The 12,832-nt window shown below is 37.2% G+C and carries 13 protein-coding genes and 1 CRISPR repeat array; of the genes, 1 reads left to right on the top strand and 12 read right to left on the bottom strand.

Features of this window, described 5'->3' with window-relative positions; all coding sequences use genetic code 11:
• Positions 1-74: 74 nt before the first annotated feature.
• Both kam1_RS10640 and kam1_RS06150 read right to left on the bottom strand, forming a co-directional pair.
• Positions 75-638, bottom strand: coding sequence for a Y-family DNA polymerase (locus tag kam1_RS10640; RefSeq protein ID WP_244945985.1), 564 nt, complete (start codon positions 636-638; stop codon positions 75-77).
• 69 nt (positions 639-707) lie between these two features.
• A complete protein-coding gene (locus kam1_RS06150) occupies positions 708-1,235 on the bottom strand; it encodes a LexA family protein (RefSeq protein ID WP_216363789.1) in 528 nt (175 codons plus the stop codon).
• A gap of 1,080 nt (positions 1,236-2,315) precedes the next feature.
• Between kam1_RS06150 and kam1_RS06145 the strand changes: the two genes are divergently transcribed.
• Entirely contained in the window at positions 2,316-2,579 is a 264-nt protein-coding gene (locus kam1_RS06145) for a hypothetical protein (protein WP_039720717.1), read from the top strand.
• 269 nt (positions 2,580-2,848) lie between these two features.
• Positions 2,849-4,185: a CRISPR direct-repeat array (repeat unit 37 nt; unit sequence GTCTCAATTGCCTTTCGGCTTCATCTCTAAATCTGAC).
• 275 nt (positions 4,186-4,460) lie between these two features.
• Here the strand turns inward: kam1_RS06145 and cas2 are convergent.
• The 10 genes from cas2 to cmr6 form a co-directional block, all read right to left on the bottom strand.
• Positions 4,461-4,850 carry a CRISPR-associated endonuclease Cas2 gene (gene cas2 / locus kam1_RS06140; protein ID WP_052250398.1) on the bottom strand — a complete coding sequence of 130 codons (390 nt, stop codon included), beginning with the start codon at positions 4,848-4,850 and terminating at the stop codon, positions 4,461-4,463.
• A gap of 2 nt (positions 4,851-4,852) precedes the next feature.
• Positions 4,853-5,860: a CRISPR-associated endonuclease Cas1 gene (gene cas1, locus kam1_RS06135; RefSeq protein ID WP_052250399.1), complete on the bottom strand. Its 1,008-nt coding sequence runs from the start codon at positions 5,858-5,860 to the stop codon at positions 4,853-4,855.
• Positions 5,861-6,221: 361 nt separating this feature from the next.
• Positions 6,222-6,545: a glycosyl hydrolase 108 family protein gene (locus kam1_RS06130; RefSeq protein ID WP_039720718.1), complete on the bottom strand. Its 324-nt coding sequence runs from the start codon at positions 6,543-6,545 to the stop codon at positions 6,222-6,224.
• Entirely contained in the window at positions 6,533-6,904 is a 372-nt protein-coding gene (locus tag kam1_RS06125) for a hypothetical protein (RefSeq protein WP_039720719.1), read from the bottom strand. The genes kam1_RS06130 and kam1_RS06125 overlap by 13 nt, the downstream gene beginning before the upstream one ends.
• Positions 6,905-7,161: 257 nt before the next feature.
• A complete protein-coding gene (locus kam1_RS06120; protein ID WP_276507674.1) occupies positions 7,162-7,905 on the bottom strand; it encodes an amidohydrolase family protein in 744 nt (247 codons plus the stop codon).
• A 287-nt stretch (positions 7,906-8,192) separates the two neighbouring features.
• Positions 8,193-8,825 (bottom strand): CRISPR-associated ring nuclease, encoded by a 633-nt coding sequence (locus kam1_RS06115; protein WP_039720722.1) that lies wholly within the window; start codon positions 8,823-8,825, stop codon positions 8,193-8,195.
• A 12-nt stretch (positions 8,826-8,837) separates the two neighbouring features.
• Positions 8,838-10,241: a CRISPR-associated ring nuclease Csm6 gene (csm6, locus tag kam1_RS06110; RefSeq protein ID WP_039720723.1), complete on the bottom strand. Its 1,404-nt coding sequence runs from the start codon at positions 10,239-10,241 to the stop codon at positions 8,838-8,840.
• A gap of 127 nt (positions 10,242-10,368) precedes the next feature.
• Positions 10,369-11,409: a type III-B CRISPR module RAMP protein Cmr1 gene (cmr1, locus tag kam1_RS06105; protein ID WP_039720724.1), complete on the bottom strand. Its 1,041-nt coding sequence runs from the start codon at positions 11,407-11,409 to the stop codon at positions 10,369-10,371.
• On the bottom strand, positions 11,406-11,672 hold the full coding sequence (locus tag kam1_RS06100; protein ID WP_039720725.1) for a hypothetical protein: 267 nt from the start codon (positions 11,670-11,672) through the stop codon (positions 11,406-11,408). Before kam1_RS06100 ends, cmr1 begins: the two co-directional genes overlap by 4 nt.
• A gap of 26 nt (positions 11,673-11,698) precedes the next feature.
• Complete coding sequence (gene cmr6 / locus kam1_RS06095; RefSeq protein WP_143958315.1) at positions 11,699-12,814, bottom strand: type III-B CRISPR module RAMP protein Cmr6; 1,116 nt, start codon at positions 12,812-12,814, stop codon at positions 11,699-11,701.
• Positions 12,815-12,832: the final 18 nt, after the last annotated feature.

Genomic DNA, 12,832 nt, shown 5'->3' with positions numbered 1-12,832 from the left:
GAAAGGATCCGCATTCCTCAGGTCAAGACCACTGTGGATCTTAAGTTCTTTTAGTCTTGCAGCTAGCTTGTGGCCTATCCCCAGACATCTTCTACTGCTATGGTGCTCAACGCTGCAGTTATTTGATCCTCGTTAGCAAGGAAATTGACTCCTCGCAGATTATCCGCTTTTTTCGCAATTTTTGAAGCGACTTTCGCTAGCGTTTTCGTAGGCCCAATGCCTATGGTTACGGGAATGCCAGTCCATCTCCAGATTTTTTTTCTTAATTCGCTTGCATACTCATAGGGTGAGGGGCTATCCGTTAGATCCACCCAAGCCTCGTCGATACTGTACACTTCTACCAAAGGAGCGGAGGCTTCAACAAGCTCCATGACCCTGCTGCTGATGTCCCCATAGAGAGTGTAGTTGCTCGAAAGAGCTATCAGCTTATGGGATTGAAAAAACTCTTTCCACTGGAAAAAAGGAGCTCCCATCGGAACCCCCAGGGCTTTAGCTTCTTTGGATCTGGAGACAACACAACCGTCGTTATTTGAAAGCACCACCACCGGTTTGCCTTCCAAAAAAGGATTAAACAGCCGTTCGCAGGATACATAAAAGTTATCGCAGTCGATGAGGCCGAACCTTTTTTGTTTGTTCATGCTAACAAACCTTGTGAATGACGGCGGTCACCACTCCCCAAATCACTAGCTCTATTTCCTCTTTTATTTCTATAGAAAAGCTTTGCTTTCTTGATGGTGTGGCACCGACAGTAGCCAAGCTCTACCTCCTTCTATCCGCAGCTTCTTAACTGCTAGCTCTCCATTGATAGCCGCTATCACAATCGATCCGTTTTTCGGCGTTTCAGCCCTGTCGACTACTAGAATGTCGCCGTTTCGAATCCCTTCTCCTTCCATTGAGTATCCGCTGGCTCTAACAAAAAAAGTGGACGAGGGCCGTTTAACCAGAAGTTCGTCTAGACTCAGACTTTTTTCTAGATAATCGTCACCCGGATTGGGAAAGCCGGCAGCAACCAGACTACCATAAAGAGGATATTCCCAAGGCTTTTCTTCTTTTTTTAGTCTGTAAAACTCAGAGATTTTTCCTTCCGATGAGAAAACCAAGGCTGGTTGACTCTCAGTCGGTAGTCCTTCAGGAGGATAAGAAGAAAGCGTGGCAGTGAGGAAAGTCTCAAGCGGTTCGTCACAAAGCGCGTTTCTTTCTCTTTCTAGATAGCGATCTTCAAGCTTTTCTTTCATAAGGAATAAAAAAATATAAAACGAACTTCTTAAACGAAGAAGAGAAAAGCGACGAATTTCAAGCTTCCTGTAAAGGAATTACAGGGGAGCAGGATGCTGTTCGTTTGATTAGACCGATAGGGTTCCTAACACTTAAGTTGGCTAATTAGTAATCTGGAATTGTTAATCAGGCTATTGGAAAAAAATCTTACCATACACAATTCAACCTTAAGAGATACCAAAGTAATGAATAGTGAGTGATATGGATGCAATTTCAAAAATATGATGACAAGAATATTGTTCAAGTTGATCCTCAGGAAGGACTACTTGATTGAAAAATCAAGACAGCTTTTGCTGACTGTAGACCTTAGAAACCAGAATAATAAAAGAAAAAGATATCCTTGAATTGAATGGAGCTGTTGGATTTTGAGTTCGAAATGATGTAAAACAAAACTTAAACATTGGCCATAGGAAAGATCAGTAAGAGTCTTGCAGTCCAAGCAATGGGAGTCGATATAGGTTACCACTGTCGTAGGTCTTGAGAAACTACAGGAATAGTGCGACTAATGCGGGTGGTGTGTTAGTGAAATGCAAGAGCTAAACAAATTAATAAATGCTAAATACCGCGAAAAGTGTTTTTTTCTATAAAGCATTCTTAGAGCAGGGATGATTAAAACACCCATAGACCACCTAATTAAGTTCATGGTTTTTATTCTACCGTGAATGGTTGCAGGCTGGGTTTGTGTCATTTGCACTTTTATTCTGCAATGGACTTGAAGTGTTATAAGCCATTAGTGCTTAGTAATGAAACGTTTTTTTTCATAATTTCTTAGGCAGGGTTTGAATAGGGGGTAGGAAAGGATAGTTATTTGTCTTATAAACCACATTGACGTTAAAAGCGCCCTACATCCTAGTTCTCCTTGTCAATGTTCTTTGCATCTAGACACTTTCAAAAGATACCTTGATTTGTCTTTTGGCTTCGCTTTTAGCCCTGATTATTTATTTGTTTGGTTGACAGGGAAAAATAACTAAGTCGTCTCAAATGCCTTTCGGCTTTGTTTCGAGTTCTGACAATTAATGAGAGTCAAGACAAGAAAAAGAATGTCTTTACTTGTCCCAATTGCCTTTACTTCGTTGCTAGTTATGGCATTTGAAGATCCTTGGGCTGAGGAAAACTCTAGTACAAGAATGCTTGAGTTTTATAACAAAGCTCAAGTGCCTTTTTTATTGTTGGATCAAAGGGCTCTAGGGGTGCCGAATATTCTTTCCGTAGCCGAGTCCCTAGGAGATGGAAGTAGCCTTTCAGATTATGGCACACTGCATTATGAAAGAACCCCCGGAGAGGGTAGGGGAATTCCTCCCTAGAAATAAGATAGTCTATTAACAAGCTTTTTCTTGGCTAAGTGCCGGGACTACTTAGTGTAAGTCACTTCGGGAAATTCGAGCAAACGCTCCATGCGCTGCTCATTCTGTCATCCTAGGGTATGGAAGGATACCGGGATACACATGTACTTGAATCAAATAGCTTCATTTTAGGGTAAGCCTTCAATGAGGCAACATTTCTCGGGGAGCACCCATCCAGTAATGTCTTTATTCGGTTGTCCAAGTCTCTGCAGCAAGTACCAAACGACCCAGTCTCAATTGCCTTTCGGCTTCATCTCTAAATCTGACCCACTAAAGGATGCAATCGTTAGTCTTGCTATTGATGGAAGGTCTCAATTGCCTTTCGGCTTCATCTCTAAATCTGACTGAAAATAAGCGTAAACAATGCAATTAATTGTAGATGGATGTCTCAATTGCCTTTCGGCTTCATCTCTAAATCTGACAATTTCCACTGTGTTATCTAAGCGAATTCCTTTCCCTTCGTCTCAATTGCCTTTCGGCTTCATCTCTAAATCTGACTGGAATGTTACTGGAAAAAATCCAGAGGAAGTCATCAGAAGGTCTCAATTGCCTTTCGGCTTCATCTCTAAATCTGACTCGTGTTGTGTAATTTAATGGAGGAAAAAGTTTCTGTTTTCTCAATTGCCTTTCGGCTTCATCTCTAAATCTGACAGGGTTTGGGAAAAGTAATGAAGCTGAACGATTAGATGGTCTCAATTGCCTTTCGGCTTCATCTCTAAATCTGACTTGGAGAAATTATAAGAACAATCGAAAAATTTGGGACAGGGGTCTCAATTGCCTTTCGGCTTCATCTCTAAATCTGACCCAGAGAAAGAGCATGATTTAGCAAGGTTACTGGAATATCGTCTCAATTGCCTTTCGGCTTCATCTCTAAATCTGACTTGCCCCCGATTAATTGGGTCTATATCCCGATTCAAGGTCTCAATTGCCTTTCGGCTTCATCTCTAAATCTGACAAGAAAAACCCTAAACCTTGGAGGTTTTATGAAGATAACTGTCTCAATTGCCTTTCGGCTTCATCTCTAAATCTGACAGGGTTTGGGAAAAGTAATGAAGCTGAACGATTAGATGGTCTCAATTGCCTTTCGGCTTCATCTCTAAATCTGACTTGGAGAAATTATAAGAACAATCGAAAAATTTGGGACAGGGGTCTCAATTGCCTTTCGGCTTCATCTCTAAATCTGACCCAGAGAAAGAGCATGATTTAGCAAGGTTACTGGAATATCGTCTCAATTGCCTTTCGGCTTCATCTCTAAATCTGACGATAGAAACACCTGATCAAGCTGGTCTTGTTGAAGATATTGTCTCAATTGCCTTTCGGCTTCATCTCTAAATCTGACACCATGCAGGCTATTGCTAATCACTTAAGCGCTATCACTATGTCTCAATTGCCTTTCGGCTTCATCTCTAAATCTGACTTGGGCAAGATTATCTATTTGTCACTTCCAAATTAGTGGTCTCAATTGCCTTTCGGCTTCATCTCTAAATCTGACTAAGGAAAATTGCTTCGGTAAATATTTCTGTGAAAAATGTCTCAATTGCCTTTCGGCTTCATCTCTAAATCTGACTGCGATATTCTAATATATTGATTATGAACATAATATAGCCCATTCCGATATTGATGCATGATTTATTTTGGCACACTTTATGCTTCAAATTTAATAAAAAATGGTCAAAAATAATAAATTATTCAACATAAATAGTTATTATTAGGTATTGGCAACGCTATTTTACAGGGACATGAGCCAATACCTAAATTGGAAATTTTTTCAAAAAAACTACCGTCATTATTTTTGCAAATGCTCTTAACTATATTAAGAAATTTTATAATTTGCAATATATTTTATACTAAAAAGCAGATCACTTTTTCAGAGCATACCATGGTCCCAGCTGTTTTTATTTCTTTTGCCATTTTAGCATCAATTTTGTAGGATACAATTCTGTCTTCTTTAGGATCGATTTCCAAAAGAAGTTTTTCCCATAGTTCTTCTAGCTCTGATTCTTCTAAATAACATTCAAATACGCTAAACTGCACTCTTACTCCATAGTCTTCACAAATTTTTGCTATCTTATGTAGTCTTCGATCATCGCAAATATCATATGCAATTACAGTGAGCATTTTTTTTTCTCCGGGTGGATTTTTTCGGCTAGGAAAAGGGGTAAAAGCTTCATACCACCAGTAGGATGGATCTTCGTTCTGTTTTTCAGTATTTGATTTATTATCATCTTGCATACTTAATTCATTAAAAATGGCTCAAATTTTTCTGGATTTTCCAACGCAGCTTTGAATGAACAAACAGAGGCATCAAGCTGAACTCTTAAGGTTGTTCGGCATCCAGCAAATTCAGATAGGAACTGTCTTTCGAGTCTAGTTTCATATTGAGTAAGAAACTTTCTTCTTCCCAATTCATTTAAGTAACAGCCACCATTTTTCTTTTCGAAATGCTCATGATTAAGGATTTTATGGCTAAAGAGATCCAATGCCAATGCTTCCACAATTACAGGTCTGAATGGTTCAATAAGATCTAAGGCAAGTGACCATCTTTCATTTTCTGGAGCATGCAGGAATCCTAAAGCTGGATCCAATCCATGAAGATGAATTAGGGCAGTCATTTCATTATAAAGAAGAGTCGCTCCAAATGAAATACATGCATTCACAGGATTGAGAGGAGGACGAGTGGATCTTCGCTCAAAAGGAAATTCTTTTGGCAAAAATGAAGCCCAAGTTTGAAAATAACGTGCTGTAGAGGCTCCTTCATATCCTCTGACTTCGTCAACAGTGGCTGCTGAGGATACATTGAAAAGGATTTGGTTAAGCCATTGAAGATCATTTTCTATATTAATATTTCTATTTAAGCTTAGCCTTTGTAGAGACCGTCTTTGGTTATAAATTTTGCCTTTGATTAGCTGTTTTGAAAAAATTAGGATTGATTTAGGATCAAGGCTATTTTGATACTGTTTTTGTCTCCATAACCCATGAGAATTCGAAGGAGGAAGGAATCCACCTAAGATTTGTCCATTAAAACTCAAAAACGAGATTGGAATATTACGGACCAATAGTTCACAAAGGGCAGGGGTGGTTATTGAGACAGTTTGATCTAGAACCAGTCTTTCCAGTTCTCTTAGGGGTATCTCTCTGATGACTTCTTCTGAACCAGTTTCTTCATTTTGACTGACGACTTGGAGCCTTTCCGAATAGAGAGAAACTTTGGTATAAGTTTGAAGTAAATAGGCAGAAGGCATAATCAATTATTATTTTTTTAAGGATTATAAAAAAAATGTTTTTCATTCGAAAAAGAAAAGACATGGATTGACGTCAACATTAATTTAATTCACAAGCTTTTTTGATTGATTAGTCTCTGTAATTTATTTTCAACTTCTTTTTTTAGTTTGGTTTGATCTTCGAAAGGAAGAAAAGCAGCAGTAATTGAATGAGAAATGATCCTAAGAATATCCATTCTTGTAAGTTGAGCGTATGATAAGTTCATTATAATGCGCTTCAAATAAGCTAAGCAGCCTAAATAAATTCACTTTATAACAGAATTTCAAAGTCATCTCTCCTATTATTCCATCCTCCACTACTCCAGATGCTTTCTGTAGGAATTTAATAGGCAGTTTCATAACCTACATTCATCCCCATGATTGCAAGGAATAAACAAAGCTTAAAAGGCAGCTTATGAAGATTATACCTATAAAACTCATCCACACATATCTTTACTGCGCAGGTAAAGGTTAGGTTCTTAATATCCACATCGGGATGACTTCTCTGGTCTATCCCATATTTCGTTAGTCCTCCTGGGTCATCAGGATCGTCTTCGCTCACTACATTCCCTTCCTTATCAAACTCACACTCAAACTGGCTAATGGCAATTACTGCCGCTAGCCATAAGTTCATGTATTGTTTGTCACTAATCTTTAGTTCTTCCACCTGTAAACTCCTCTTCCAACTTTCTCTAGATGATTTTTCAGTCGATAAAGTTCTGTATTTATGGAATGCCTATTCTTCCCAGTAAGCTGCATAAGCTTATCTATTGTGAACGATTCAGTGGGATTTTCCATAAACACGGATTTTAAAGTTCTTGTATTAGAAGATCTTTTCCTAATATGTTTTACTATCTGCTTTGATTCTGAAAGAGGATATTGTCTTTGTCTTTTTTCTATTTCATCTTTATACTTATTTTTCACCCACACAATCCCATGAGCAGCAACTTTTACAAATCCTCCATAAATAGGATGTCTTGATTTTAAAATATCTATGATTTTGTTATAAGAAGTTTCTACTTTCATGTTGCATTCTTCGATTCTATCCTTTAACCAACCTGCACTAAATGCGACTACTCTATTTGCAATAATATTCTCTTCTATGAAAGAGCAGTAAAGCTCGTTTATGTCTAGGTATTCTGCTCTTATTGCCCTGTCCCTTAGCTTTTCAATGTCTACTTGCTTATTGAAATAAGACTCAACATAATCAAGCGCTATTTTAGCTATGTTAATATCTATTTCTTTTCCGCTATATTTACTTAAATCATCAGTGTGGTAATAAGCTAAAAGGCTTCGAAGCTCTGCATAAATTCCTTTAAAATATTTTTCCCGGGATATGAAGGTTTCCCTTCCATCGGAGAAAACCCTTTAATCTGAAAATTAGCATATGGGCACATTTCAATAGCAATATGTCTATCGACAACTGTTCTTAAAAGATCTTGTGAGTTATTTAAACTTAATGCATGGCCTAGTCTTCTAGCATGGAGTTTAAAAATAGCTTGCCATATTCCTTCGGCATCGTCATTTTCTCCTGCATGTGCTGTGACAGCTATGCCGCAGCGATGGATGAGGGTAAAATCATAAGAAAAAAGTTCAGCCCTTGTTTTTTTGGATTCGAAACCTGCCAAATCTACTCCCACAACCGCACAATTCCCCCATTTTAAAGGAAAATGTTGATTGGCGGTTATAGCTAAAGAGAGATGGCGGCTTAGGGATGAAAGATTGGGGCTTTTTCTATCAGCAATAATAATAAGATTAATCTGACAGAATGCTTCTGGATTTTCTTTTTTCTTTTTATCCATTGCCTTTTGAAAATGTTCTCTTATCTCTTGCAAGATGACCCAAGCGGATCGATTATTCGTGGGATCTGCGTAATTATTGGGTGAACAACGTATTTCAGCATAGATAACACCATCTTTGCATAACTCTTCGTAAAGAAGTTGACACTGTTTTTCTAAGCATCCTGGCTCTTTAAGAAGTTTGGATCCATTAGCATCTCCTAATTTCATGTAAGCTTCTAGGCCTATTTCTTTTTTTGGTCTAGGTCAACCCTCAGGAAAATCTGGAGGAGGGGAAAATTGAGAACTGTTTTTTGATTGTTTTCTAACTTCTTCTAAAAGGATGCCATGGGTAGCAAAGCCTCCCAGATGACAGTGCAAATCTATCTTTGGCAGTTGCTTGAACCAATCTATATCTTTCTTAGGGTCTATAGGTTGGTTCAACCAATCTATGTATTTATCATTAGCAATAGCAAGGATAGAGAAAGGGAGATTTTCTTTCTTATCCCAAGCTTTTGCTTTTAATGAAAGATTTTCTAAGGTCTTTTTACATTCTTCCCATAAACTGTTTTTTTATGCGAATCGTTAAGAAGATAGTGGTAAATATTTCTTTCTTTATTTTGTATATTTTGTATAAAAGAGTCTAAGGAATATATGTTAGGATCGAGCTGACGCAGTTCTTCAAAACCAGGTTCCTCTCCAAGTTCTACGTAAAAAATCCTCTTTTCTTTCTTTGCTTGTTCGTAACTTTCTTCATCCTTTGGTTCTACTACTCCTCTGATAAGGATATGGAATATCCCTTTGGAACCAAAATTAGAAGCTGCTTTGTGAAGTACAGCTCCCATCGATTTAAAACCTCCAGCAATACAAGCATAAGGTAGTCCATGTTTGTTCAGATGATACAAATACCACCGAAAAATAGTTTCATTACAAAATTGGATTTGCTCATTAGATTTGATTTCATCAAAATTTTTGAGTTGCCATAGCCCAAAAATACAATCCTTTTTGGAGAAGTAAGAGAAAAGTTTTTCAAAATTTCCTTCAATTTTGGGACCCGTTCCTGTCAAACAGTGAATTTCATCCCAAGAAGATAGATAATCTGCTGCCTCCATTACCACAGGCCATGTTACACCTAGAGTACACAAAAAAATGTTTTTATTGGCACTCATATATCCTCCCCTTTAAAACTTTTCATTTTTTAAAGGAAGACCAACTTTTCCTCTTATTGGAAAGAATAGTTGACAGTATTTTCCCAAGCCTGCGTCTTTTAATTTTTTTCTAAGGACACTTAAACATTTCCTATAATCGTCAGGACAAGGATTCCATTCTTTGAGAAGGTGCTTTAACTGTGGATTTTCTTTTTCCCATTTTTTTAAAAAAGAAGGAAAGTACTCATTTATTTCCTTATGGCTTTCTATAGGGGGAAGCTTTTGTCTTCTTCTTTCCCAAAGGAATGCAAAGAATGACAGTTCTCTGCCATGGAGCTGAATCTTCTTTTCATTTATAATAAGCTCACCCGTTTGATAATCAAAATCCAGCTGGGGGTTAAGCTCTTTAATTTCTTTCGAATATTGATAGACAAGATCAGTAAAACGACCTGGAAATCTTCCAAGCTCTTTAGGAAAAAGCTCACGGAATTTTACAAAGGGAATGGTAGCTAATTCAATTTTAGCATCTTTTGCATAGACTTCTTGGCCAGACGGCATTCTTAGAAGCTGTTCTTTTTGTTGCGGAAAATAAAACTTTGGTTGAAGCCGTGGGTCATCGTAAGGTTCATTGACTAGTACGTGAGTTAGTCTATCGTCCTCTCTACCAAGCATAGAAACAGAGCTGTAGAGAAGAATGCCCATTGTTTTTCTTCCTCCTGCAACCGAAGCGATCAGACGGGTGTCTGGATTTTCTGTGATTTTTCTGACCTCTTCAAGAATACAATCGGCTGCTTCTTCATTATCTTTAATCGAACGAATATCTTCTAATTCTACGCACTTGCCTTGGGATAAAAGGGGAGAGGAAATAATTTTAATATCCCTTAAGATGATGAAGTTTTTATCTATAGCTTTTTCAGTAATCAACCATTCTCTAAATTCTTCCCAAATTGGCTTTGAATTTGATTTTGATCTGAGCAATTCGGAATCGATAGATTTTTTCCCGATAGTTGTTGTAATTATATCAATAAAACGAGGATATAAGGGCGGAGATTCATGAGCTAATGCCCAGATGGTTTCAGGAATAACAGCAGGAGAGGTGCCAACAACGGCCAACAAAATGATTTCTTTTTCTTTGTTCAAGAGCATTTTTAAGAAACCAAAGATTGGATTTTTTCCACCAGAAGTTGAGGCAAAACTACCGTCTCTGGTTTGATGCCTCTTTGTAATTTTCCAAGCTTGATAATCAGATTGGGAGAAGTGGAAATAACTTGAGCAATGTGGAATCTTTTCTGTGATTGATTCAAAAATTTTCCAAAGTTCATTTTCTTCTTTCCCAGTTGGAATTTTAATGATTTCATAAGAAAGATTTTTGTCAGAAAATTCTTTTTGGAGCTCATTCCAGTTATCCCCTTTTTCAATATCTTCAGTAAGGGCCATGTTAATAGTATCAGGCTTAATATAAGAAGCTAATGCTACTGGAATTTTGTTTCATATGTTTAATTGTTAGGAAAGCAATATTGTGTCGATTTATACTTACCATTCCCGAGAAAGGAAAGTTGATGCTTCATAAGAAGTTAAACTCAGATAATTGACTGTCATTTTTTATTTTGTTATAAAGATCAAGAGACACTTCTGTTCCTATAGAGTTTATATAGACTTTTTTGTTTTCTGGCCATTTTAGCGCTTCGATGAAAATAACCAGTGCAAGATATCCTTTTATTGATTTGAAAGGACGTAAAAGGATTGGAGAGGCAAATCGACCTTTAGAGTCTGGTCTAGGGTACCAATTAATATTATTTTTAATGTTTCTTTTAGAGAAATGTTGAATGATTGGAAGACCCAAGGCAGGTCGATACACTTTCCCCTCCCATTTGTTATTATTGGCAATAGCCAGTCCAGCTTCGCGGTCATTTTTAATGTATTCCTTATATTTATATGCCCTTGTCGTTTTATACCACTTCCATAAAGACACACGAGCGGAATTAGAATCAGTAAAAGTATCATTATTAAGCTTTTTAATTAGAATGTTTTCTGGGTGTTTAAAAAAACTAAGCGCTGTTTTTAGGTCGTGGGGTGGATAACTTTCTCTACTAAAGGTCAAAGCTCCAAATCCTTTTCTGGACATAAATCCAAGACCACCTAGAGACACCCAAATAGAAATTAATACATCGATACTTTCCTTTAGTTCATCTGTTTTTTGGAATGGCTCTTTTCTTCCTTTCCAGAAAATAGATAATTCAAATGCTGTATTTTTTTTGATAACTCGTCTATCTTTTTGTTGTCTTAGAGGAAAAGGAACAGAAGCACGATAAGCACGATCCGCTCCAAGATCGGTTCCATTCATTTTTTCTGAAAGTATGTTTGAGGGTGATGATAACCTAAGGATTAACTTTGAAGCTGAAGGATTGTTTGTAGTCGATCCAAAAATCATATCTTCCTGTTCGCGTACATCTTCTGAAAGGATTTTAAAGCCTCCAAGTACTCTAAACCACCAACGCAATTGGCCACGAATAGATGGGATTCTTATTTCCGCTCTTTCTTCTGGTTCTGCACCCCCACAAATGCATGGAGTAATGAATTCAATTTTGTATTTGTTCAAAATCATGGCAATTTTTCCTTTCTTTCTTTGGCCATTCTATATAACTCCTGAACGATTGGCCCCCACTTTTTTCTTTCTTTGTTAGAACCTTTTTGAGACATGTTTTTAATCTCTTCCCAAACATTTTGTTTAAATTTTATTATGCAGATGTAAAAAATCTTCTTTTCAGAGTCATTTGTCTTATTGAACTTACTAAGGAGTTTATCTTTGAACTGCTGGTCATTTGTATTTCTATGAAGGATAAAAGCTTCCTTTTCTTCTGGACTCATCCCTTTTGTAAGTTCTTCAATCTCTTTTAGTTCTGCTTTTTTCTTTTCTTCTTCTCTTTTTTTCTTTTCTTCTTCTCTTTTTTTCTTTTCTTCTTCTCTTTTTTCTTTTCTTCTTCTTCTCTTTTTGCTGCCTCTTTTTGTTTTTCTTCTTCTTTCTTTTCTTGAATTTTCTTTTCTACTTGGCTTGTACAGATTTGATACCACCCATAGCCGGCAGCCGTTTTGGCTCCAATTCCTAAAGTTTCCAAACCCTCTTGAAGCCAGCTTTCAGCTAATTTTTTTGCTTTTTCACTAGCCCTTTGAGAAGATTGGAGACAAAAAACAAAGATATGAAATGGACTTATAGCGGGGAAAAATACTGGGATAGGATCTTCTGTATCCCAAGCTTTAGAATATTCTTGGTCTTGGGCATAGTATTTTTGATGATGGCACGCAATGACGTCTAATTCTAAGTCTCCTGTTTGCTTTGGTTTTTCAGCTGTTGGATAGAATTCAGTTGGAATAGGGTAGGCGGCTAGAAAGCGGACAGTTCCTGCATAATTGGGAATGTTTTCAAGAAGTTGTTCTAAGGTATCAGAATTTCTAGTCGGGATAGAGAAAGTTTCCAATAAAATCTCTGCAGCCTTTCTTACAAGAGAGAGTTGGGAGTGACATCCATAATAAAAATCGGATGAATCTTTATGTTTTTCTTCCCAATCAGAAGAAGTCCATCCAAAGACAAGTGCAATTTCACTTAGAAGCGTGGGTTTTTCATCATCAGTAGCTTCTAGAAGCTTTTCTATTGCCATTCTTCGTGCACATCCCTTGACGGCGCTACCGGGAATATATGGGATTCCAAATCGGTCTAAGCATAATCCAGCATTTTCTAAAACTCCTCCAGCCATATTGACCATTAATCGGGATCTTAGTTGGGCATAAATAAGACTAACTTGTGGCAATTGATTACAAAATTCCCACCAAGAAAAGAGTTTCTTTTCCATCAATTGATTATTTTTAATCTTAAATGCTTTAATAAATTGGCGTTTGCGATCGTCTTTTGTTAGTTTTGGATTGAAGTATTTCTCGAGGAAAAGAGAGCGAGATTCTATTTCAGTTGAAAGGGCATTTTTTACTTCTTCAATAAGTAACAACTGAGTATTCATAAAACAACGAGTTAAAAT

The sequence above is a fragment of the Methylacidiphilum kamchatkense Kam1 genome (genome assembly GCF_007475525.1).
GTDB lineage: Bacteria > Verrucomicrobiota > Verrucomicrobiia > Methylacidiphilales > Methylacidiphilaceae > Methylacidiphilum > Methylacidiphilum kamchatkense.
The sequence above is the reverse complement of the archived record's forward strand: the minus strand, read 5'-3'. Positions and strand labels throughout refer to the sequence as shown.